Below are 21,547 nucleotides of genomic sequence, written 5' to 3' on the forward strand. Positions count from 1 at the left end.
TTTAGGCCAGGCATCGACCGCGACGCCACGGAAACGGCCGGTCGCGTCGGCAGGGACGGTCAGGGAGTGGGTCTTGTGAGCCGGGCGTCCAGCGTTCTCATGCCATTCTCGTGCGAGATCCCGCGGAAGAGTTCGCGGGCCTCTTCCCAGACGGCTTTGGCCATGCGGTGGTCGCCGGCGGCGCAGTGGGCGTCGCCGAGGGCGCGGAGCGTCCGCGCCAGGTAGGGGATCGAGCCGCGGGTCCGCCACACCTGGACCGAGCGTTCGAGGGTGGCGATGGCGGCGGGCAGGTCTCCCTCGGCCAGGTTCAGCTGCCCGAGAACGCTGAGCGCGTCGGCGAGATAATGGCCGAAGTTGCCGTTCTCGCTGTGGGCCAGCGTCAGTTCGGCGGTCGCCCTGGCCCGCTCGTCCCCGACTGCGGCGAACAGCTTCGAGAGGTAGAGCAGGGAGAACGTCTCCAGATAGCGGTAGTTCAACCGTCGTGCCATCTCCAAGGAGCTCTCCAGCAGCTCCTGGCCGCCCGTGATGTCACCGCAGAACGATTTCGCCGCGCCGAGGAACTGGGTGATCGTCGTGGTGTAGTGAGCGTTGCCGAGCGCCTCGGCCACCTTCGTCGCCTGCTCCAGGACCATGAGCGCCGCTTGAGGGTCGTCCTCGCCGTGGATGATCGCCATCACGTGATAGGCCCGCGCCTGGCCGCCGAGATAGCCCACGTCGGCGGCCAGGCGCAGAGCGCGCTCCGCCAGGGCGAGCGCTTGTGCACCACCGTTCCCGTCGGCCGTCATGCTCCAGGCCAGGGTCGCCAGGGCGTCGGCCATCCCGACCGGATCGTCCAGCATGGTGAACAGGTCGAGGAGCTGCGAAGCGTCGGCCCGCATCCGCGTCATCGCCGGTCCGGGACCCGCCGGTGAGCTCCAGGTGGTGACCTCCAGGAGGCCGCGCATCAGCACGGCCTCGCCGCGCTTGTCGCCGGTCTCCCGGCAGAGCGCGAGCGCCTGCTCGTGCATGCGCTGCCAGCCGTCGTACAGGCCGCGTACGTTGAGGTAGGTCTCGGTGGACCCCGCGAGGTCCCAGGCGAGTTGGGTCAGGCGTGCCTCGCACGCTTGGGCGACCCCCGCTATCAGGGCGGCGTGCTCCGCGCCGAACCAGGCCATCGGGTCGGCCAGCAACGGGCCGGAGACCGCCGCGGGCAGCCGCCAGCGCGGCGCACCGCTGTGCATGTGCGCGTAGCAGGGGCCCGGGACGTGCGCCGCCGCGATTTCCGCCAGCGCCAGCCACGCACCCAGGGCCCGCTGGAGCGCGGCCTGGCGTTCGGGTTCGGGATCCTCGCGCTGCGCCCGCTCACGCGCGTACAACCGGATCAGGTCGTGGAACCGATACCTGAGCCTGCCCGTCTCGTCCGTCCCGGTGAGGTTCAGCAGATGAGCGTCGACCAGGCTTTCGATCTCGCGTTCCGCCTGCCGCTCCGGCACGTCCAGGAGGGCCGCCACCGCCCACGAGGCGAAATCGGGCGCGTCGAGCAGCCCGGCCAGCCGGAAGGCCCGCTGCGCGCCCGCCGGAAGCGTCCGGTAGCTCATCTCGAAGCCCGCGCGGATGTCGAGGTCGCCCGCCACGAGCTCGTCCAGCCGGTGCCGCTCCTCCCCGAGGACGCCGGCGAGGTGGGACAGACTCCACTGCTTTCTGCCGAGGAGCCGGGCCGCCGAGATGCGGACCGCCAGCGGGACCCGGCCGCACAACCGGGTGATCTCCAGAGCCGCGGCCGGGTCGTCCCGGACGCGTTCGTCGCCGGCGATCCTGCCCAGCAGGTGCATGGCCTGGGCCGACGGCAGGACGTCGAGTTCCAGCAGGCTCGCGCCTTCGAGACCGACCAGCCGGACACGTCCGGTGAGGAGCACGGCCGTGCCGGGGGCCCCGGGCAGGAGCGGCCGCACCTGCTCCTCCCCGGCGACATTGTCGAGCAGAATGAGGATTCTGCGTCCGGCCAGGCAGCTCCGGTACAGCGCCACGCGTTCTTCCAGGGATTCGGGGATACCGGTGGCGCTGATGCCCAGCGCGAACAGGAACCGGCTGAGCACGTCCTCCGGGCGGGCAGGCTCGGCGGAGACGCCGCGCAGGTCCGCATAGAGCTGGCCGTCGGGAAAGCGATCCGCGACCCGGTGCGCGACGTGCACGGCGAGCGTGGTCTTACCCAGGCCTCCCAGACCCGCGATGCTGGCCATGGCGACGGTGCCCGGCCGTGGCTGGGTGATGACCTCGGTGAGGTCCGCCACCTCGCCTTCCCTGCCCGTGAAATCCGCGATGTCCGGCGGCAACTCGGCGGGGGTGAGGGCCGTGGCATGGCCGGGACGGTCGCCGGACCGGGCACGCGGGTGCGGGTGCGGGTGCGGGTGCCGCACTGTCCCGCTCGGCTCGATGCCCGATCCGTCCGACCGGCGCGGACGATGGACCTGCGTGTACGGGCCCGGCCTCACAGCAGCGCCCGTCGTCCTGACGAGAGGACCGAGGTCGAGTGAGGGATCCTGGGTGAGGATTCGCTGGTGCAAGTCGTGCAGCTCGTCGGCCGGATCCAGACCGGTCTCCTCGACCAGGGTCTTGCGGGCACGCGCGTATTCGGCGAGCGCGTCCGCCCGCCGGCCGCAGCGGTACAGCGCCAGCATCAACTGCGCGCGCAGCCGCTCCCGCAGGGGATACTCGCTGATGAGCGCGGCCAGCTCGCCCAGCAGCCCGGCATGGCGTCCCAGCCTCAGATCCACGGCGATCCGCGACTGCAAGACCGACAGGCGGACCTCGTCCAGCCGCGCGGCCTCCGCGGCCAGCATCGGGACATCGGTCATGCTGACGAACGCGGGCCCGCGCCACAGATTCAGCGCCTCGCGCAGCCGATGGGTCGCCTCCTCCGGCTCACCGGCAGCCTCCAGCGCCTGCCCTGATCGGGCCAGGCCCTCGAACCTCGCCGCATCCAGCTCGTCCTGGATCACCGGCACCAGATAGCCGGCGCCCTGCCGCACGACGCGAGCCGGGTCACCCAGGTGGCGCCGGAGCCGGTGGACGTAGGTCTGCACATTCTTGGTGGCGCTCTTCGGCGGGGTGTCCCCCCACAGGGCCACAGCCAGTTGATCTTCCGAGACAGGGTTACCCGCTTGGCACAGCAGAACCGCTAACAGCACCCGCGCTTTAGGCGTGCCGAGATCGACCTGCTGATCCTCTCGCCACACCGTAAGCGGGCCCAGTATCCCAAACTTCATCGTGCTCCCTTGGCTGGAGGCACTGTAAACCTGGACGGCCTGTCTCCGTGGTCCACTGGGCGAGAAACAATGGTGACCCTTCTCGCCCGGCCCTTCGATTCCCCCGGCGCGGGAGTGGACACCTGCGCCGTCAGCACTACGGCCTGATCTCGTGATGTCCGAACCGGGACATCAGGCGGTGCCCAGGGTGAGGCACAGGCCATGTGTCCTCACCCTGAGCGAGATCCCCTGGTGGCCGCTACTTCGTCCACTGCTCGGCCGGGGACACACCGGGCAGCGGCTTGCCGATGAGGGCCAGCGGGAGGAAGAAGCAGACCTGGCCGATCGCCATGACGAGCGTGGCGAGCGCCTTGTCGTCGTAGTGCCGCGACGCCCTGGCGTACAGCTCATCGGAGACGCGCTCGCCCGCCGGGTTCGGGGTCAGGACGGATTCGACCAGTTCCAGCGCGACCCGTTCGGCGTCGGTGAAGTGGGGCGCGTCCCGCCACGAGACCACGGCGCTGATGCTCTCCTCGCTCGCGCCGGCCTCGCGGAGGTTGCCGGTGTGCAGGACCGTCAGGTACGTGCTGCCGGCGATCTGCCCGGCGCGAAGCTGGACCAAGCTGATGGTGGTCCGCGGGATCGTGCCGTTCCCGGTCGCCCTGTACAGGGCGCCGCCGATGTCCTTGAGCTCGGGGACGAGCACGGCGGGGTTGGGGAGGCGCGACTGGCGGTTCTCGGTGGTGGTCATGGTGATGGGGTCCTTTCTGTACGGTGTTTCGCTGCTATGACGGATCGCCTCGGGTGGAGGTGACGGATTCTCATCCAGAGGTTCTGCCGAGTGGCTCAGCGTCCCGGCTCAGGGGGCGCGGCCGCAGGAGCAGGACGGCGGTGAGGATGGCGGCCAGGTAGAACGCGCCCGCGCCGAGCATGCCGGCGGTGTAGCCGCTGGTGAGCGCGTCGTGCAGGGGTGTGCCCGGTGGCCGGCTCGTGGTGGCGGCGACGGCGATGCCGGCCAGCACCGCCAGGCCGAGGGCGCCGCCGATCTGCTGGCTGGTGTTGACGAGGCCGGAGGCGATGCCCGAGTCGCGTGGTGCGACGCCCTGGACGCCGCCGATGGTGGCGGCGACGAAGCCGATGCCGAGCCCGATGCCGCCGGCGAGCTGCGCGGGCAGGAGTACGAGCAGGGGATTCTGGTCCGGGGTCAGCAGGCTGAACCAGCCCATCGCCGCGGCGGCCACCGCCAGGCCGATCGCCAGCACGGTCCGGGTGGAGGTGCGGGCCTGCAGTTGGGGGCCGATGACCCCGGAGCCGAGGCCGATGCCGATCGCGAACGGCAGATAGGCGAGCCCGGTGATCATCGGCGAGTAGTGCTTGATCGTCTGCATGTAAAGGGTGAGGAAATAGAAGGTGGCCAGCTGCCCGGCGCCCATGAGGAGCATGACCAGGTTGGCGCCGAGCCTGCCGCGGTCGGCCGGCACGCCTGGGGGCAGCATGGGGCTGCGCGCGGTGCGCTGGATGACCAGGAAGGCGGCGAACAGCGCGACGGCGGTCGCGCCGAAGGTCAGGGTGAGCCCGTCGCCGACGCCGTGGGACCCGGCGCGGTTGATCGCGTAGACCGATGAGCCGAGGGCCAGGGTCACGGCGACCGCGCCGGGCAGGTCGAGCCCGCCGCGCTCGCGGGTGCCGGGCCGCAGTGCGAACGTGCCGGCCAGGACCAGGAGCGCGATGGGGATGTTGACGAACATGATCCATCTCCAGCCCAGATACTCGGTGAGCGCGCCGCCCAGCAGGAGGCCGACGACCGAGCCCAGGCCGCCCATGGCCCCGTAGACGCCGAGCGCCTTGTTACGCCGGGGCCCGGCGGGAAAGGTGTCGGCGAGCAGGGACAGCGCGGCCGGGGCGACGATCGCGGCGCCGACGCCCTGCAGGACGCGGGCGATGATCAGCACGGTCCCGTTGCCGGCCACGCCGCCCAGCAGGGAGGCGGCCAGGAAGACGACCAGCCCGGCGCGGAACAGCCTGCGCCGGCCGAACAGGTCACCGGCTCGGCCGCCGGCCAGCAGCAGGCCGCCGAAGGCGAGGGCGTAGGAGGTGAGGACCCAGTCCAGGTCCGCCTCGGCGATCCGCAGACCGGCTCCGATGACGGGCAGGCCCACGGTCACGATGGTGCCGTCCATCACCATCAGCAGCTGCGCGGCGGCTATCACCAGCAGGGCAAGACCGCTTCTCTCAGAACGCGTTCTCATGTGAGGTCCTCAGGAGGTGACGGCGCGGTGCACCGCGGCGGTGAGCCGGTCGTGTTCGGGGTAGGACCAGCCGAATCCGTAGCGGCGGCGCGTGTAGCCGAAGGCGATGCCGCTGAGCGGGTCGGCGAAGGCTTCCGCGCCCGCCGAACCGTCGTGGCCGAACGCGTTCGCGCTGAGGAACGGATAGCGCAGCCCCTTGGCCTGGAAGCCGACCGCGTAGTTGCCCTGGTCGCCGCGTACCAGGTCGGCGCCGATGGAGTGCAGCTGGGCGAACTCCGCGATGACGTCCGGCTTGAGCAGCGGAGGTCGCCCGCCGAGGCCCCAGACGGCCGCCGCGTACAGGCCGGCCAGGCCGCGTGCGCTGCCCACCCCGCCGGCCGACGCCTGACCGTTCGCACGCACCTCGCGGGTGTTGACGAACGCCACCTGGTCCAGCGGCGGCGTGCTGTTGAGCCCGTACCCGATGCCCAGGATGCTGTGCGGCCCCGGCACGTTCGCCCAGAACGCGGTCTCCTGCTCAGGCGTCGCCTGCCACCACTGGATCGGCCGGAACCGGCCCTCCTCGGCCTCGGGCAGCCCCAGGTAGAGGTCCAGCTCGTACGGAGCCCGGATCCGCTCCTCGTAGACCAGCTGGAGCGACCGGCCGGTCGTGCGCCGGATCACCTCGTTCACCAGCGCGAACGTGACGAATCCGCCGTAGCCGTAAGCGGAGCCCGGCCGCCAGTACGGGCGCTGCGCCGCGAGGCGGCCCGCGATCACCGCGTCGTCGGCGAGCTCGGCCGCGGACAGGCCGCCGTCGACGCCGATGACGCCGGAGCGGTGGGTGAGCACGTCCCGCAGCGTGATCGTGTCCTTGCCGGCGGCGGCGAACTCCGGCCAGCGCCGGGCCACGGGCTCGTCGAGGCCGAGGACCCCCTCCTGCACCAGCAGCGCCGTCACCAGCGTCGCGGCGCCCTTCGTGGCGGAGTAGACGCCGGTCAGCGTGTCGCCGCTCACCTCGTCCCCGGCCCACAGGTCCACCACCTGGCGGCCGTGCGCGTAGGCGGTCAGCTGCGCGCCCACCTGGCCGTCCTGCTCGGCCACCGTCGCGGCGAACGCCTCTCGCACCTGCTCGAAGCCATCCGCCACCGTCCCGTGAACATCCGTGCCACTCATCGTCGTCAGCAACCTTTCGTACGTGTCGGTCCGTGTCGGTCGCCGGCATGACGGCTGGCGCGGGGAAGAGGTGACCGGTGCGTCCGCGGTCACCTTTCACTGGTTCGATACGTCAGCGGTATGACGTAGTCGAAGGAGAGGAACGCGACCGTGGCACCCCATGACTTTCTGGCTATCCAGTTCGAGGGGCATCGCCCCCATCTGAGGGCGGTCGCTTACCGGATGCTCGGCTCGCTGAGTGAGGCCGAGGACGCGGTCCAGGAGGCATGGCTGCGGCTGGCGCGCTCGAACTCCGGTGACATCGACAACCTGGGCGGCTGGCTGACCACCGTGGTCGGCCGGGTCTGCCTGGACATGCTCCGCACCCGCAAGGCCCGGCGCGAGGAGTCGCTGGAGGACCGCCTGCCGGATCCGGTGATCAGCCGTGCGGAGGTCACCGATCCGGAGCAGGAAGTCCTGCTGGCCGACTCGGTGGGGCTGGCGCTGCTCGTGGTGCTGGAATCGCTGACCCCGGCCGAACGGCTGGCGTTCGTGCTGCACGACATGTTCGGCCTGCCGTTCGAGCAGATCGCGCCCATCGTGGACCGCACCCCGGCCACGGCCAAGAAGCTCGCCAGCCGGGCCCGCCAGCGGGTCCGCGGCGCGGCCCCGAACCCCGACCCCGACCTGGCCGATCAGCGCCGGGTGGTGAACGCGTTCCTGACCGCCGCGCGTGGCGGCGACTTCGAGGCGCTGGTCTCCATCCTCGACCCCGACGTGGTGCTGCGCGCCGACGGCGGGGTGCTCACCAACGGCATGAAGGTCATCCGCGGCGCCGCGGCCGTGGCCGGACAGGCCGGCACCTTCCGGCGCATGGCCACCAGCGCCGCCACCCACCCAGCGCTCGTCAACGGCCTCGCCGGCCTGGTCAACACCCTCGACGACCAGCTGATCTCCGTCATGAGCTTCACCATCTCCGACGGCAAGATCGCCACGATCGACATCCTGTCCGACCCCGACCGGCTGGCCCACCTCGACCTGGCCGGCATGGAGTCATGACCTCCGCACTCGCCGACGTCAGGACGGCCCATGAGAAACGTGAATCAATGGAGCGATGACCGGAGCAGCGGACGGCGCCTACGCCCTGTGGGAGGCCGAGTATGACAAGGCGTACGACAACCCTTCAGCCGTTCACACACAGGCATGTGCGGGCTGCGGTGAGCGCTGCCTTCATCTGATGTTCGTGGTGGACGCCGGACAGCCGGAGAAGGGACGCCCCCTTTTCTGGTGCTCCAACTGCAATCGGGGGATCTTTCTCTGCCGAACCGACATCCCCGAGGGCGCCGAACGGATCAGTAAGGAGCAGGCGGACGACGTTCCGAATTATCAGGTCGTGATTCCCACCTGAATGCCGGTGCCCGCACGTGGCCTTGAGGGCGGTATGTCGTTCAGGCTTGGTGGTTCGGGAGGAGGTGTGCGCGTACGAGCGGGGTGATCGAGGTGGCCATGTGGGCGTAGCCCTCGGCGTCCGGGTGCAGGCCGTCCGCCAGTAGGTGCTCCTGGGCGGGCCCGAACACGTCGAGCCCGTCGATCAGGTGCACATCCGCGTCGCCGTGTTCGCGCAGCAGATGCACGGCCTCGGCGATGTCGGCACGCATCTCGGCCAGGCTCATCCCGGTCGGCCCGGCCTGCTCCTCGCGGCTGGGTGAGAAGATCGGCGACATGACCAGGATGGGCACCCGGGGGTGGCCGTCCCGGATCGTGCTGACGAACCCCAGGACCGCGGGCAGGTACGAGCGTTTGGTGAACGTACCGGCGCCGTAGACGTTGATGCCGAGGCAGGTGATGATCACCTCGGCTGGACGGTCCCGGATCAAGCGGGCGATCATCGGGTCCAGGTGGCATTCACCGTCGAACCCGAACTACGTACCGGCTCGGCGACTGGCCTCAGCGACCGCCACCGTCGCCGGTGACCGGCCGCAGTGGGTGCGCTTCGTCCTGGCCGGGCAGCCGATCAAGCTGCCCGAGGGCCTGCCGATGATCGTTGTCCTGCGCAGCGTTCCCATCGGTTGCCGCCCGTCCTGACAGCCGCCGAGGCGGCCGGCCTTCTCATCGACCTGTCGTAGCAGTCTCGGTGCCCACAAGCGCCGACCAGGCCCCGGCGGTGTCGAGGTTCTGGTCGGCGCAGCTCGACGACGGCTAAGGATCGACCGGGCGCGCGGCCGAACCATTCGCCGCATGTGCGCGTCCCATCGATCATGAGTGCGTTACGGGGAGAGGACCCGCACACGATCGGCGGCTACTGGCTGGCCGGCCGTCTGGGGCAGGGTGGCCAGGGCGTCGTTTACGAGGCTTACGACGGTGAGGGCGCCCGGGTGGCGCTCAAGCTTCTGCACGCGGACGCCACCCGCACGCAGCTGGACCGGTTCGCCCGGGAGGTCGAGGCCGCGCGAAGGGTGGCCTCTTTCTGTACGGCTCGGGTGCTGGACGCCGATCTGGCCGGCCCACGGCCGTACATCATCAGTGAGTACGTCAGCGGGCCCAGCCTGCGCACAGCCGTACGGGATGGGCGATCGTTCGCGGGGGATGACCTGCACCGGCTGGCTACGGCGATCGCCACCGCGCTGGCCGCCGTTCATGAGGCGGGGGTGATCCACCGCGATCTGAAGCCCGACAACGTCCTGCTCGGTCCGGACGGCCCACGGGTGATCGACTTCGGTATCGCGCGTACCGAGGAGATGTCGCTGACGTCCACCGGACTCATCGCCGGCACACCTGCCTACATGGGGCCCGAGTCGTTCAGCGGGCGGCGGGCGGGCGCGCCGGGCGACGTGTTCGCGTGGGGCGCCGTGGTGCTCTTCGCCGCGCAGGGAAGGGATGCCTTCGCCGGGGACAACGCCGCCGCGGTGATCCACCAGGTGCTGTCGGTCATACCCGACGTGGGCGGGTTGCCGCCCGTGCTGCGCCCGCTGGTGGCGGCGGCGCTGGCCAAGGAGCCGGAGTCGCGGCCGACGGCCCGGGAGTTGCTGCTCGCCCTGGTCAGCGGGGAGGGCGAGGCGGCCGGGCTGTTGCGCGCGGGCAGTGAGAGGGCGGGGCAGATCGCATCGGACCAGGGCAGGGACCCGGGGTTGGGGACGATCGCCGAGGATGCCTACGCCGCACTCCCGGAGGCGCAGCGGCGACTGGTGCCCGGAGTGTTCCTACGGCTGCTCACCCTGGACGAGTACGACGTGGAGATGACCCGCCCGGTGTCCGTGGCCGAGCTGGATTACGGCGGGCAGGACCTGAAGGAGATTCTCGGGGCGTTCTCCTACGTGCTTTCCGAGCGTGACGGCCAGATGGTCCTGACCCGCCCCGCCGTCCTGCGCGCGTGGCCTCGCCTGCGCGGTTGGGTGAGCGAGGAGAAGGCGGGCCTGGCGGTCGTCGCGCAGCTCGGCCAGGCCGCCCGCCACTGGGAGGACAGCGGCCGCGGCGACGGCGACCTGCTGCGCGGCAGCCGGCTGCAGGCTGTCGAAAGCTGGGCCGACTCCGAGCGCCGCCATATGACGCTCACCAGGCTGGAACGTGATTTCCTCGACTCCAGCCGCCAGGCGCTGGTCCGGTCCCGCAGGGTACGGCGAGGCGCGATGGTCACGCTTGTCATGTTGCTCGTCGTCGCTCTCGCCGGCGCGGCCTCGGCCGTGTACGCCGCGGGCGAAGCCAACAGCGAGCGGCAGCGGGCGGAGGCACAGAAGCGGCAGGCGTTGTCCAGGCAACTGGCGACGCAGAGCGTCCGGCTGGTCGGCACCGAGCCGACGGTCGGGAACCTGCTGGCGGTCACGGCCTGGCGGCTGGCGCCGACCAAGGAGGCCCGCCACAGCCTCCGTAACGCCCTCGCCGAGCCCGCCGTCCTCACTCGGCCCGGCGCGGCGGTCGCGCTGGCGTTCAGCCCCGACGGCAGGGTCCTCGCGACCAACGGGGACGAAGGCGTGGTGACACTCCGGGACCCCGTCACACACCGTCCGACCGGCTCCCTGACCGGCCAGAAGCAGATGGTCACCGAGGTGGCGTTCAGCAGCGACGGCCGGCTCGTCGCGGCGGTGGCCGAGGACGTGCGGATCTGGGACGTCGCCACACGCGAGCAGCTCGGGGAGCCGATCAAGGGCGGCGAGACCATCGCGTTCAGCCCGGACGGCACGCTCCTGGCCACGGGCGGCGACAGGGTGCGGTTGTGGGACGTGGCCACGCGCGAACAGGTCGGTGACGCGCTGCCCGGAGCCAACGCCATCGCCTTCAGCCCCGACGGCAAGCTCCTGGCGACCCACTCCTCCCGCGACACCGAGGCCCGGGTCTGGGACGTGGCCTCGCGCAGGCAGGTCGCCTCGCTCGAAGCGCACACCTCGCCCGCCGGCACCAGCCACGTCGCCTTCAGCCCCGACGGGAAGATGCTGGTCACCGGCAGCCACGCGTTGCGCCTGTGGAACGTCGCCACGTGGCGGCCGATCGGCAAGCCGCTCATGAACAGGCAGATCGTCGGCATCCGCGTGGCCTTCAGCCCGGACGGCGCGGTCCTGGCGGCCACGAGCGACGGCGGCCGAGCCCGGCTCTGGGATGTGGCCACGCGCCAGGAGCTCGGTCCCAAACTCGCCAGTCACACGATCGCCCTGTACAGCGTGGCTTTCAGCCCTGACGGGAAATTGCTGGCCACCGGCGGCATCGACGGGCTGTGGCTGTGGAGCCCGTTCACACACCGGCAGCTGGGACCACACCTGCCCACGGCGGGCACCACCGCGCGCGCTGCGACGTTCGGCGGGGATGGGCGGAGCATCCTGACCTCCGACGCTCGGCAGGTCAGGCTCTGGGACCTCGGCTCACGAACGCCCATCTTCACCATCAAGCCGGGGCGCGACATCAACACCGTGGTGGCGAGCCCGGACGGTGGCACGCTGGCGATCGGGCTGGAGTCCGAGCTGACCTGGTGGGATGTCGCCACCCGACGTCAGGTGAGCTCGGTGAGAACACCCCGCCACGTCATCAGGTCGGCGGCCTACAGCCCGGACGGACGGGTCGTGGCCATCGCGCTCACACCGGACACGCAGACCGATGCGAAGCCCGAGGTGTGGCTCTTCGACACGCGCACCCATCGCCGGATCGGCCGGATCGTCCACACCGAACACATCATGCAGCTGGTCATCAGCCCCGACGGCAGATACCTGACCGTGGTGGACATCGGGGGGAACGCCCAGCTGTGGGAGCTGTCCACCCGGGTCAAGGTTGGCCCGCCCATCACCAGAGCGCGAAGCGTCGCCTTCTCCCCGGACGTCAGGACCCTGGCCGTGGCCGGCACCGCGGGAACGCGGCTGATCGACCTGGCCTCCCGCAAGCAGCTCGGCCGGGACCTGGGCGGGCACTCCGGCGTGATCACCGCGGTGGCCTTCAGCGCCGACGGCGCCACCCTCGCCACCGCGAGCGACGACAAGAGCGTCCGGCTGTGGGACGTGGCCACGCACGAACAGGTCGGCGCCGCTCTTCCCGGCCGCAGCAGGGTCTCCGAGGTGGCGTTCGGCGATGGCGTGCTGGCCACGGTGAACGATGACGACACATTCCGGGTGTGGGGTGTGGCCGAACCCGCGGACCTGGTGGCCGCCGCCTGCGCTCGCGCCGGCCGTACGCTCAGCGCCCAGGAATGGGAGCAGTACCTACCCGGCGAGCCCTTCCGGACGGTGTGCGTGCCGTCCTGAGCCAGGCGGCCGCATTTCAGTAGTTGTCAGAAGGGGAAACTTTCCATGACACTGCCTATCCTCCGAGATAAACCATGCACAGGGAGTACCACCTCTTCTGCCAGGCCGATCCATTCTTCTACGACTTGCCCTCCCCCATGAACGATTTCGCCACCGTACCGCCGCCGGCCGATTGGCGATGTGTGGACGATCACGAGTGGCGATCCCGTGCCCCGAAGTGCGCAGGCCTGCCGGCGCAAGGCTGGAAGATCCACGTCTCTGGATGTCCCGACAACGCGGAGCGGCTGATCGGCCTGGTGCATCGGTATTGTGTGCCGCGCGGAATCGCCTTCAAATTCCTGCGCGGGCCGCATGCCGTATTCCAGCGCAATGCGAAGTACGCCCCCCGCGCGGGCAGCGGAAAGGTCGTGACGATCTATCCGTGTGACGTCGCCGAATTGGAGCGCGTCTGCGGCGAACTGGGTGCCGCGCTGGCGGGTGAGCATGGGCCGTACATTCTCAGCGACGTGCGGATCGGGGCGGGCCCGCTGTACGTGCGCTATGGCGGGTTCGCCCGGCGTGACTGCGTCACCGCGGACGGGTGAAGTCCCCATCGTGGTCAAGGTCGGTGGCGCGACGTGGCACTGCCAGGACGTCCAGGAGTTCGGCGACGTCAACTCGCACGGGCAGTGCGTCAAGGCGGACGAGGTGACCGAGACCGTCAAGCTGTACTCATGAGAAGCGCTCAGCACCTGCCCGCGCGATCGATGCGGGATGGCGCGGGCGGATGCGAGCGATCAACGCAAGGGTGACGCACAGTCATGCGTGCCGGCTCTTGCCGGCGATCATGTCAACGAGGGTGTCGGTGAGGTCTTCGGCGGAGACGCCGCCCCACTTGGGGTCGGCGAGCTGGCCGCTGGCCTCCAGGCCGGCGATCCCGTTCGCGCTGCTGATCAGCAGGGCCGCGTATCGGCGGGCGTCCGGCTCGCCGACCAGGTCGGCGACGACGGCCAGGAACTCGGTCTGGCTGCGCTGGGCGGCACGGGCGAGTGCCGCGGGGTCGCCGGGTGGGTTGCTGAACATGAGCTTGTAGAGGTGCGGCTGAGAGCGGCCGATGTCGATGAGCGCGATGAGGCCATCGCGCATTTTCTCGGCGGCCGACAGGCCGGGATCCGCGCGAAGGGCCTGCATGCGGTCTCCGAGCCTGTCCCAGGCCTGGGTCCCGACGGCGATCAGCAGGCTCTCCTTGTCGGGGAAGTGCCGGTAGGGAGCCCCGCGAGTCACTCCGGCGCGTGCTCCCACCGCGCGCAACGTCACGGCGTCGAGGCCACCGGAATCAAGCAGGTCAGCGGCCGCGTCGAGGAGGGCGCGGCGCGTGGCGGCGGCTGATTCGGCGCGGCTGGTCATGCGGACGATTCTAGCGTCCATGTGATGACTAAGTCACTTGAGCCAGTTGACAGTGTCATCCGAGTGTCCCACACTCGGGAAGATGACAACGTCATCTGGAATACAAGGACTCGTGGTCGTGACCGGAGCGTCCACTGGCATGGGCGCGGCCACCGTGCGAGAACTGGCCCGCCGCGGCTTCCACGTCCTCGCCGGCGTGCGGCGCGACAGCGACGGTGATCCCCTGCGCGCCGCGGGCGTCGAGCCGGTGATCCTCGACATCACCGACCCCGACCACATCGCCGCGCTCGCCGCACGCGTCGAGCGGAACCCGCGGCCGCTGCGGGCGGTGGTCAACAACGCCGGCATCCCCGGCGCCGGCCCGGTCGAAGTGACGCCGCTCAGCGAATGGCGGCGCATCTTCGAGGTCAATGTCTTCGGCCACGTCGCCGTCACCCAGGCCCTGCTTCCCGCACTCGTACGCGGCAAGGGCCGCGTCGTCAACATCACCTCGATGCTCGGCAAGCTCTCCATGGCCGGCTACGGACCGTACGCCAGCAGCAAGTTCGCGATGGAAGCGATGAGTGACGCGCTGCGCAACGAGCTGGCCCCGCACGACGTGCAGGTGGTGGTGGTCGAGCCGGGCGGCGTCAAGACCGAGATGGCCGGCCACGGAACCACCGGCTTGAGCGAGCTCGGCGCCCGGATGACGCCGGAGCAGAACGGGCGCTACGGCGACCTGATGCAGGCGCTGCCCTCCCACATCGCCGCGTTCACCAAGGCCGGTGTGACCGCGGACGTCGCAGCGAAGACGATCGCCAAGGCGGTGACCGACCGCAGGCCCCGCACGCGGTACACCATCGGCGCCACGGCCACCTTCCTCATCGGCGCCTCCCGTTTCCTGCCCAACCGGATGCTCGACCGGATGACGACCTCCGACCTGCGCAAGCACTACCCGGCCGGAACCCGTGGCCGCCGGACCTCGGCACATACCGCCTGACCGACACCCCTGTCTGAGAAGAATCGAGAGGACGACAATGTCGACCACCAGCACCGCCCGCAATCTCATCAACGGCGAGTGGAGCGACACCGGCTCGGTCCACGAGTCGATCGACCCTTCGACCGGTGAGGTCGTCGGAGCCTACGTTTCCGCGGGCCGCGCCGAGGCCGAGGCCGCGATCGCCGCCGCTCGCTCCACCTTCGACACCACCGGCTGGTCGCGCGATCCGTCCCTGCGCTCGCGGGCGCTGAACGAACTGGCCGACCGGCTCGCCGAACGGGTGCCCGCCATCGCCCGGATGCTGGCTCGGGAGAACGGCAAGCTGCTCGCCCAGACAACCTGGGAGCTGCTGACCTCGGTCGAATGGCTGCGCTACAGCGCCGCCTCCGCGCTCGTCCACATCGCCGGGCGCGCCGCCGAGCCCACGCCGGGGTCCTACTACCACTCGGTCCCCGAGGCGGCAGGCGTCGCGGGCATCATCGCCCCGTGGAACTCCCCGGTGGTCCTGCTGGTCCGCGCTCTGGGCCCGGCCATCGGAGCCGGCTGCACCACCGTGGCCAAGATGCCCGGCCAGACCGCGCTGACCAACGCGTTGTTCGCCGAGGCCGTCGCCGCCACGACGTCGCTTCCCGCCGGTGTCGTCAACATCCTCACCGAGTCCGGTAACGAGGTGGCGCCGATGCTGGTCGCCTCACCCGACATCGACGTGATCAGCTACACCGGCAGCACCCACGTCGGGCGCGCCATCGCGGCCGCGGCCGCCCCCACGCTCAAGCGGCTCGGACTCGAGCTGGGCGGCAAGACCCCGCTGATCGTCTTCGACGACGCCGACCTGGACATCGTGGTCCCCACGCTCGTGATGAGCAGCATCCTTATGAACGGCGAGTTCTGCTGCACCGGCTCCCGGATCCTCGCCCAGCGCGGCATTGCCGACGAACTACGCACCCGGCTCGCGGCAGCGCTGGAAGGGGTCAAGGTCGGCCCCGCACTCGACCCCACCAGCCATATGGGCCCGCTGATCGACAAGGCCAGCGTCACCAGGGTCGACCGCATCGTCGAGGACGCCGCCGACTACGCCAAGATCATCGTCCGGGGTGGCCCGGTCACCGACCCCGACCTGGCCGGTGGCGCGTTCTTCAGGCCCGCCCTGATCGAAGTCGACCAGGTCGACGTCCCCGTCGTCCAGCAGGAAGTGTTCGGCCCGGTCCAGACCTTCGAAGTCTTCGACGACGAGACCGACGCGATCCAGCGAGCGAACGCCACCGAGTTCGGCTTGGCCGCCTCCGTGTTCACCCTCGACGACTTGCGGGCCCGCCGCGTCGCACGCGACCTGCGCTTCGGTGGCATCTGGTTCAACACCTGGGGCACGATGTCCGAACACTTCGAGCAGGGCGGCATGAAGCAGAGCGGCTACGGCATGCTGTGCGGGCCGTCCGCCATGAGCGAGTTCCAGCACCTCAAGACCTACGGCAGCATGGCCCCACACCCGGCCTGAGAGCCCGGCCCAGCGCCGACCCCGGGGCCGGCGCTGGGCCCGCCACGCCGCGCCGCGGTGCGGTGTTCGCCATGAGTCCATGGCACGCACCGCCGCTTCAGTCCCGCCCGTTCTCCTGCGAGGGCTTACGAGCCCGGCGCGCCCTCCCGAACCAGGCAGGGATGTCGCGCTCGTCGTCGAAGCCCGCGCGACCTGTCCGCCGCCGCTCGCCGAAGGTGGCCACCGTGATGCCGGCGGCGAACGCGGCCAGGAACAGGTTGCCGTGGGTGGCCTTGCCGAGGGCCAGCACCAGCAGCCCGATCGCCAGCGCGTTGAGCGGCTCGTACTGGGTGGAGGCGGCGAACCAGCGCGTCTGCTCCAGTTCGATGGCCAACCACGGCACCGCCACCCCGATCACGATGCCCAGGCCCAGCTCCGACCCCAGCTCGCCGAGGTGCAGGTCGTCCGACCCGGCGGCGATCGCCAGGAAGACCATGACGAATGATCACCAGGGTGAGTGGCAGCCCCCTGCCGAGGGCTCTCTTTCCTGGCGTGGTGCGCGCTTGCACGGCGTCGGCAAGACGACCTCGCCGGCCCGAGCTGTCGCGTAGGCTTCCCAAAGGGCTGAACGTTTGTTTAGTATGCTGTTCATGCGTTCAGACAGTGATTTGACCGGGCGGGCCCGGATCCGGGATGCGGCGCTGGAGTTGTTCGGCGCCGAGGGGGTCAATCGGGTGAGCGTGCGGGCCATCGCGGCGCGTGCGGGTGTGTCGGCGGCGTTGGTGTTGCATCACTTCGGCTCGAAGGAGGGGTTGCGCAAGGCGTGTGACGCGTACGTGGTCGAGCTGGTGCGCGGTGGCCCTGAGGCGGATCTGGACGACGTCAGCGGGCTGGCCGCGATGCTGGAGGCGGGTTCGGCGGTGCGGCTCTATCTGGGGCGCGCGTTCCTGGACGGTACGCCGGAGGCGGCGGCGTTGTTCGACGAGATCGTCGAGGCGACGGAACGCTGGCTGGAGGAGGGCGTGCGGGCGGGCTGGGTGCATCCGAGCGATGATCCGCGAGCTCGCGCCGCCGTCTATGTGACGTGGCTGCTGGCGCCGCTGGCGTTCGGTGAGCACCTGTCGCGGGTGCTGCCGTCGGGCGGCCTGTCGGAGACGGATCGGACGCTGCGTTCCTCCCGCGCCGGGATCGAGATCTTCACCCGCGGCCTGTTCGCCGATGATCGGGTCCTGGACGCGTGGGACGGGGTCCGCAAGGAGCGGGGTTCGCGGTGAGAGTGCTCATCCTGACCCACGGCACGCGCGGTGACGTCCAGCCGTACGTCGCCCTGGCGCTGGCCCTGCATCAGGCCGGGCACCAGCCGGTCCTGGCCGCGCCGGCGGCGATGGCGTCACTGGCCGAGCCGTACGGGCTGCCGTTCGCGCCGCTGCACGACGGGCCGAACACGCTCATCGACGACCCCGAGATCCGCGAGGCCATCGAGACCAACTACCGGGGGCTGCGCGGCAAGCGGGTCGCGCTGCAGGTCATGCGGCGCAGCAAGCCGCTCATGGCGCGGGTGCTCGACGACATGGCCGGCGCGGCGGAGGGCGGCGCCGACCTGGTGGTGCACGCGCCGGGCATGCCGGGCCAGCACTTCGCCGAATGGCTCGGCGTGCCGGCGGTGCCCGCGGCGTTACAGCCGGTGTGGGTACCGACCGGCGCGTTCCGCAACCCGATGCTTCCGCTGCCTGTGCCCAGAGCGCTGAACCGGGCCTCCTACCTGCCGATCAAGCTGATGCTCCGCTCGTTCGGCGGCATCGCCGACAAGCTGCGCGCCGGACGGCTGGGGCTGCCACGCCGCCGTGGGCGGCACGACATCCTGCGCCGCCCGGACGGCAGGCCTGCGACGGTGCTCCAGGCGTTCAGCGCTCACCTACTGCCCGCCGGGCTCGACTATCCGGCGTGGGTGCACACCACCGGCTTCTGGTACCTGCCCGCCGCCTCCGGCTGGTCGCCGCCGCCGGAGCTGGCCGCCTTCCTGGCGGGCGGGGACCCTCCGGTGTACGTGGGCTTCGGCAGCATGGCGGGCACCGATCCAGCCCGGGTCGGCCGCGTCGTCGCCGAAGCCGTACGGCTGGCCGGGGTGCGGGCCGTGCTGGCGTCCGGCTGGGGCGGGATGAGGATCGGCGACCTGCCGGACACGGTGTTCTCGCTCGACCAAGCTCCGCACGACTGGCTGTTCCCGAGGATGGCGGCCATCGTCCACCACGGTGGCAGCGGCACCACAGGAGCCGCGCTGGCCGCCGGCAAGCCACAGGTCGTCTGCCCGTTCGTGGCCGACCAGCCGTTCTGGGCCGCTCGCGCGCACGCCGCCGGCGTGGCCCCCGAGCCGCAACCGCAGCGCCGCCTCACCGCGCACGGGCTGGCCGCCGCCATCCGCCGGGCTGCCACCGACCGGACCATGGCCCGTGCCGCCGCCGAGACCGGCGAGCGGATCCGCGCCGAGGGCGGCGTCCATCGCGCGGTCGAATTGGTGGAGGAGCTGTTGTGAGCATCATCGGATACCTCCTGGCACGTCAGGCCAAGTTGCCACCTGCTGAGACCCGCACCGTCACGGTGGACAAGGACCTGCCCATCGCCATGCCGGACGGCGCGGTGCTGCTGGCCGATCACTACGCGCCGCACGGGATCGGCGACCGGCCCACGGTGATGACCCGTTCGGTCTACACCGACCGCACGAAGGGCGCCGCGATGTCCAGGCTGATCGCCGAGCGCGGGTTCCACGTCCTGGTCGTGAGCGGCCGCGGCACCTGCGGGTCGGGCGGCGACTTCGATCCGTTCGCCGGTGAGCGCGACGACGGCCTGACGGTGCTGGACTGGTTGAAGCGGCAACCCTGGTTCACCGGCGTGCTCGGCACCACCGGCGCCAGCTATCTCGGCTTCACCCAGTGGGCCGTCGCCGCCGAGGCCGGACCGATGCTGCAGGCCATGTCCACCCAGCTCACCAGCTCGGATTTCCGCAGCATGGTGTATCCGGGTGATGCGCTCGCCCTGGAGATCTTCCTGGGCTGGACGAGTATGGTCCACCATCAAGAACGCCCGGTGCTGCCCTACCTCGTCTCTCTGGTGCGCGGTGCCGAACGGCGTGCGGCCGCCGCCAGGCACCTTCCGCTCGCTCAGGCCGACGAGATCGCGCTCGGTACCGCGGTACCGCACTGGCGGCAGTGGCTGACCCACGACCGGGCCGACGATCCCTGGTGGACGCGCAGTGACCACCGAACCCGGGTGGCGGAGGTGACCGCGCCGAACCATCTGATCGGCGGGTGGCGCGACTTCATGCTGCCCGCTCTGATCCGCGACTATCAGGAGCTCCAGCGCGCCGGCCGGGATCCGTACCTGACGATCGGCCCCTGGAGCCACTGGGACACCCAAGCCTCGCTCACCGCGACCCGCGAAGGGCTGATCTGGCTGCGCGCGCATCTGCTCGGCGACCGGACCCGTCTACGCGACTCCCGCGTCCACATCCACCTGGGAGGCGCCGGCGAGTGGCTCGACCTGGACCGGTACCCGCCCCCCGGCGTCCGGCCCCGCCCCATGCACCTGCATCCGGGCGGCACTTTGGCGGCCGGAGTCCCGCCGGAGAGCGACCCGGACCGGCTCGCCTACGATCCCACTGATCCCACCCCTGACCCCGAACGCCCGCCCCGGCTGATGGGCACCGGGCGCGCCTACGGCGACCGGGTCCTGCGCGGCCGCCCCGACGTGCTCACCTACACCAGCGACCCGTTGCCCGCCGACCTCGACGTCGTCGGCATCCCTCAGGCACGCCTGCACGTCACGTCGACGGCCGCCGCCGCCGACTGTTACGTGCGGGTATGCGATCTGGCGCCCTCCGGCCAGGCCACGTACGTGTCCGACGGGCTCAGGCGCTACACCCCCATGCCTTCCTCTGTCGAGGTTGACCTGTGGCCCACCGCCTACCGGTTCAGGCGCGGGCACCGCATCCGTGTGCAGATCACCGGCGGCGCCTTCCCTCGCTGGGACCGCAACCTCGGCACCGGACAGCCTCCCGGCGCGGCGACCGCCATGCGCCCGGTCGACCACCTCATCCATCACGATCCCGCACGGCCGTCGGCCGTCATCTTCCCCGTCTGGGAGTCACGAGTATGAGCATCACCGAGCCGGAGATCTTCGGCCTGCTGGCAGCGTCCGACCGGGACGTGTTCCTGGCCGGCCTGGCCGAGGACGGGCCGGTCCGTCGTGGCCGGTACGTGGACGGCACCCCGATCTGGCTGGTCACCGGCTATGACGAGAGCGTGGCCGTGCTGACCGATCCCCGGTTCAGCAGCGACGTCACCAAGCAGTCGAAGCTGGACGTGGCGTCGGCGGCCGGGCTGCCCGCCGACGTGGCCCCGTACCTGATGCGCACCCTGGGCGTCTACGACCCGCCGGACCACACGCGGCTGCGGCGGCTGGTGTCGCGCGAGTTCACCGCCCGCCGCGTGGAGTCGCTGCGCCCGCGCATCCAGGAGATCACCGATGAGCTGCTGGACGGCCTGCCGGGCGAGTTCGACCTGATCGAGCGGTTCGCGTACCCGCTGCCCATCCAGGTCATCTGCGAGCTGCTCGGCGTGCCGGCGCGTGACCGCGACACCTGGCGTACGTGGGCCGCCGACCTGACCGCCCCCGACCCGGGCCGAATCGCGTCGGGAGCCCGGGGACTGGTCGCGTACATGGCCGAGCTGGTCGGGGCCAAGCGCGCGAGCGGCGCGGACGACCTGCTGTCGGCGCTGGTCGGCGTCCAGGAGGACGACGGTGACCGGCTGGCCGACGAGGAGCTGATCGCACTGTCGATCAGCATGCTGATCGCCGGCCACGAGACCACCGTCGCCCTCATCAGCCAGAGCGTCCGGCTCCTGCTCACCCGCCCGGACCTGGCGGCGCGCCTGCGCGCCGATCCGGACGCCGTCCCGGCGGCCGTGGAGGAGTTCCTGCGCGTGACCGGGCCGGCCGAGATCGCGGTCATGCGCTACACGCTCCAGCCGGTGGAGCTCGGCGGCGTGAGCATCCCGGCGGGCGAGCCGGTGCAGGTGGTGTACGCGGCGGCCAACCGCGACCCGCGCCGCTTCGAACGCCCCGCCCTGCTGGACGCCACCCGCGCCGACAACGCGCACCTGGGCTTCGGCCACGGCATCCACTACTGCCTCGGAGCCGCCCTGGCCCGCGCCGAGACCCAGATCGCCCTGCACGGCCTGCTGACCCGCTTCCCCGACCTCGCGCTCGCCGTGCCGCCGTCAGAGATCGGCTGGCGACCGGGCATGGCACGGGCCCTGAACGCGCTCCCCGTCCGCACGACACCGCTCAGGCAACACTGACGCCAATATATTGATATGGCTTCC

General features: G+C 70.9%; 19 protein-coding genes. 12 read left to right on the forward strand and 7 right to left on the reverse strand.

All coding sequences use genetic code 11. The features are described from left to right. Nucleotides 1-59: 59 nt before the first annotated feature. From ACIBQX_RS39465 to ACIBQX_RS39480, 4 genes are all read right to left on the reverse strand, one after another. Nucleotides 60-3,245, reverse strand: a complete 3,186-nt coding sequence (locus tag ACIBQX_RS39465; protein WP_397013805.1) for an AfsR/SARP family transcriptional regulator — start codon at nucleotides 3,243-3,245, stop codon at nucleotides 60-62. Nucleotides 3,246-3,483: 238 nt separating this feature from the next. Next, nucleotides 3,484-3,975 carry a carboxymuconolactone decarboxylase family protein gene (locus ACIBQX_RS39470; protein WP_397013807.1) on the reverse strand — a complete coding sequence of 164 codons (492 nt, stop codon included), beginning with the start codon at nucleotides 3,973-3,975 and terminating at the stop codon, nucleotides 3,484-3,486. A gap of 70 nt (nucleotides 3,976-4,045) precedes the next feature. Next, complete coding sequence (locus ACIBQX_RS39475; protein ID WP_397013809.1) at nucleotides 4,046-5,473, reverse strand: MFS transporter; 1,428 nt, start codon at nucleotides 5,471-5,473, stop codon at nucleotides 4,046-4,048. 9 nt (nucleotides 5,474-5,482) lie between these two features. Next, complete coding sequence (locus ACIBQX_RS39480; RefSeq protein WP_397013811.1) at nucleotides 5,483-6,628, reverse strand: serine hydrolase domain-containing protein; 1,146 nt, start codon at nucleotides 6,626-6,628, stop codon at nucleotides 5,483-5,485. A 150-nt stretch (nucleotides 6,629-6,778) separates the two neighbouring features. Between ACIBQX_RS39480 and sigJ the strand changes: the two genes are divergently transcribed. Together sigJ and ACIBQX_RS39490 are read left to right on the forward strand one after the other, a co-directional pair. Continuing rightward, nucleotides 6,779-7,666 (forward strand): RNA polymerase sigma factor SigJ, encoded by an 888-nt coding sequence (gene sigJ / locus ACIBQX_RS39485; RefSeq protein ID WP_397013813.1) that lies wholly within the window; start codon nucleotides 6,779-6,781, stop codon nucleotides 7,664-7,666. A gap of 55 nt (nucleotides 7,667-7,721) precedes the next feature. Then, complete coding sequence (locus tag ACIBQX_RS39490; RefSeq protein WP_397013815.1) at nucleotides 7,722-8,015, forward strand: hypothetical protein; 294 nt, start codon at nucleotides 7,722-7,724, stop codon at nucleotides 8,013-8,015. 40 nt (nucleotides 8,016-8,055) lie between these two features. Here ACIBQX_RS39490 and ACIBQX_RS39495 read toward each other — a convergent pair whose 3' ends face one another. Then, entirely contained in the window at nucleotides 8,056-8,496 is a 441-nt protein-coding gene (locus ACIBQX_RS39495) for a GDSL-type esterase/lipase family protein (RefSeq protein WP_397013817.1), read from the reverse strand. Here ACIBQX_RS39495 and ACIBQX_RS39500 point away from each other — a divergent pair. From ACIBQX_RS39500 to ACIBQX_RS39515, 4 genes are all read left to right on the forward strand, one after another. Then, on the forward strand, nucleotides 8,453-8,692 hold the full coding sequence (locus ACIBQX_RS39500; protein ID WP_397014104.1) for a hypothetical protein: 240 nt from the start codon (nucleotides 8,453-8,455) through the stop codon (nucleotides 8,690-8,692). The two genes, ACIBQX_RS39495 and ACIBQX_RS39500, sit on opposite strands and share 44 nt — an antisense overlap. Before the next feature lie 173 nt (nucleotides 8,693-8,865). Beyond that, nucleotides 8,866-12,327 (forward strand): protein kinase, encoded by a 3,462-nt coding sequence (locus tag ACIBQX_RS39505; RefSeq protein ID WP_397013819.1) that lies wholly within the window; start codon nucleotides 8,866-8,868, stop codon nucleotides 12,325-12,327. A gap of 74 nt (nucleotides 12,328-12,401) precedes the next feature. Further along, nucleotides 12,402-12,911 carry a hypothetical protein gene (locus ACIBQX_RS39510; RefSeq protein WP_397013821.1) on the forward strand — a complete coding sequence of 170 codons (510 nt, stop codon included), beginning with the start codon at nucleotides 12,402-12,404 and terminating at the stop codon, nucleotides 12,909-12,911. A gap of 10 nt (nucleotides 12,912-12,921) precedes the next feature. After that, nucleotides 12,922-13,044, forward strand: coding sequence for a hypothetical protein (locus ACIBQX_RS39515; protein ID WP_397013823.1), 123 nt, complete (start codon nucleotides 12,922-12,924; stop codon nucleotides 13,042-13,044). An 81-nt stretch (nucleotides 13,045-13,125) separates the two neighbouring features. Here ACIBQX_RS39515 and ACIBQX_RS39520 read toward each other — a convergent pair whose 3' ends face one another. Continuing rightward, nucleotides 13,126-13,713: a TetR/AcrR family transcriptional regulator gene (locus ACIBQX_RS39520; protein WP_397013825.1), complete on the reverse strand. Its 588-nt coding sequence runs from the start codon at nucleotides 13,711-13,713 to the stop codon at nucleotides 13,126-13,128. 82 nt (nucleotides 13,714-13,795) lie between these two features. On the opposite strand from ACIBQX_RS39520, the gene ACIBQX_RS39525 reads away from it, so the two are divergent. Together ACIBQX_RS39525 and ACIBQX_RS39530 are read left to right on the forward strand one after the other, a co-directional pair. Then, entirely contained in the window at nucleotides 13,796-14,692 is an 897-nt protein-coding gene (locus ACIBQX_RS39525) for an SDR family oxidoreductase (RefSeq protein ID WP_397013827.1), read from the forward strand. 37 nt (nucleotides 14,693-14,729) lie between these two features. Continuing rightward, nucleotides 14,730-16,187: an aldehyde dehydrogenase family protein gene (locus ACIBQX_RS39530; RefSeq protein WP_397013829.1), complete on the forward strand. Its 1,458-nt coding sequence runs from the start codon at nucleotides 14,730-14,732 to the stop codon at nucleotides 16,185-16,187. 97 nt (nucleotides 16,188-16,284) lie between these two features. Here ACIBQX_RS39530 and ACIBQX_RS39535 read toward each other — a convergent pair whose 3' ends face one another. Further along, nucleotides 16,285-16,662: a cation:proton antiporter gene (locus tag ACIBQX_RS39535; RefSeq protein WP_397013831.1), complete on the reverse strand. Its 378-nt coding sequence runs from the start codon at nucleotides 16,660-16,662 to the stop codon at nucleotides 16,285-16,287. Between the two features lie 154 nt (nucleotides 16,663-16,816). Here ACIBQX_RS39535 and ACIBQX_RS39540 point away from each other — a divergent pair, with 154 nt between their 5' ends. Genes ACIBQX_RS39540 through ACIBQX_RS39555 form a run of 4 tightly spaced genes read left to right on the forward strand, consistent with a single transcriptional unit; the run spans nucleotide 16,817 to nucleotide 21,523 of the window. Further along, on the forward strand, nucleotides 16,817-17,440 hold the full coding sequence (locus tag ACIBQX_RS39540; protein WP_397013833.1) for a TetR/AcrR family transcriptional regulator: 624 nt from the start codon (nucleotides 16,817-16,819) through the stop codon (nucleotides 17,438-17,440). After that, entirely contained in the window at nucleotides 17,437-18,699 is a 1,263-nt protein-coding gene (locus tag ACIBQX_RS39545; protein WP_397013835.1) for a glycosyltransferase, read from the forward strand. Before ACIBQX_RS39540 ends, ACIBQX_RS39545 begins: the two co-directional genes overlap by 4 nt. Then, nucleotides 18,696-20,318: a CocE/NonD family hydrolase gene (locus tag ACIBQX_RS39550; protein ID WP_397013837.1), complete on the forward strand. Its 1,623-nt coding sequence runs from the start codon at nucleotides 18,696-18,698 to the stop codon at nucleotides 20,316-20,318. The genes ACIBQX_RS39545 and ACIBQX_RS39550 overlap by 4 nt, the downstream gene beginning before the upstream one ends. After that, nucleotides 20,315-21,523, forward strand: a complete 1,209-nt coding sequence (locus ACIBQX_RS39555) for a cytochrome P450 (protein ID WP_397013839.1) — start codon at nucleotides 20,315-20,317, stop codon at nucleotides 21,521-21,523. The genes ACIBQX_RS39550 and ACIBQX_RS39555 overlap by 4 nt, the downstream gene beginning before the upstream one ends. The last annotated feature ends 24 nt before the right edge of the window (nucleotides 21,524-21,547 follow it).

The organism is Nonomuraea sp. NPDC049714 (assembly GCF_044465295.1).
In the GTDB taxonomy this organism is placed as follows: Bacteria; Actinomycetota; Actinomycetes; order Streptosporangiales; family Streptosporangiaceae; genus Nonomuraea.

Excerpts from the sequence above, each read along its gene's own strand:
- ACIBQX_RS39540 (WP_397013833.1), top strand. The coding sequence starts at position 16,817 with ATGCGTTCAGACAGTGATTTGACCGGGCGGGCCCGGATCCGGGATGCG.
- ACIBQX_RS39505 (WP_397013819.1), top strand. The coding sequence starts at position 8,866 with ATGAGTGCGTTACGGGGAGAGGACCCGCACACGATCGGCGGCTACTGG.
- ACIBQX_RS39495 (WP_397013817.1), bottom strand. The coding sequence starts at position 8,496 with ATGATCGCCCGCTTGATCCGGGACCGTCCAGCCGAGGTGATCATCACC.
- ACIBQX_RS39480 (WP_397013811.1), bottom strand. The coding sequence starts at position 6,628 with ATGAGTGGCACGGATGTTCACGGGACGGTGGCGGATGGCTTCGAGCAG.
- ACIBQX_RS39520 (WP_397013825.1), bottom strand. The coding sequence starts at position 13,713 with ATGACCAGCCGCGCCGAATCAGCCGCCGCCACGCGCCGCGCCCTCCTC.
- ACIBQX_RS39530 (WP_397013829.1), top strand. The coding sequence starts at position 14,730 with ATGTCGACCACCAGCACCGCCCGCAATCTCATCAACGGCGAGTGGAGC.
- ACIBQX_RS39525 (WP_397013827.1), top strand. The coding sequence starts at position 13,796 with ATGACAACGTCATCTGGAATACAAGGACTCGTGGTCGTGACCGGAGCG.
- ACIBQX_RS39555 (WP_397013839.1), top strand. The coding sequence starts at position 20,315 with ATGAGCATCACCGAGCCGGAGATCTTCGGCCTGCTGGCAGCGTCCGAC.
- ACIBQX_RS39470 (WP_397013807.1), bottom strand. The coding sequence starts at position 3,975 with ATGACCACCACCGAGAACCGCCAGTCGCGCCTCCCCAACCCCGCCGTG.
- ACIBQX_RS39500 (WP_397014104.1), top strand. The coding sequence starts at position 8,453 with ATGATCACCTCGGCTGGACGGTCCCGGATCAAGCGGGCGATCATCGGG.
- ACIBQX_RS39475 (WP_397013809.1), bottom strand. The coding sequence starts at position 5,473 with ATGAGAACGCGTTCTGAGAGAAGCGGTCTTGCCCTGCTGGTGATAGCC.
- ACIBQX_RS39510 (WP_397013821.1), top strand. The coding sequence starts at position 12,402 with ATGCACAGGGAGTACCACCTCTTCTGCCAGGCCGATCCATTCTTCTAC.
- ACIBQX_RS39490 (WP_397013815.1), top strand. The coding sequence starts at position 7,722 with ATGACCGGAGCAGCGGACGGCGCCTACGCCCTGTGGGAGGCCGAGTAT.
- ACIBQX_RS39535 (WP_397013831.1), bottom strand. The coding sequence starts at position 16,662 with ATGGTCTTCCTGGCGATCGCCGCCGGGTCGGACGACCTGCACCTCGGC.
- ACIBQX_RS39465 (WP_397013805.1), bottom strand. The coding sequence starts at position 3,245 with ATGAAGTTTGGGATACTGGGCCCGCTTACGGTGTGGCGAGAGGATCAG.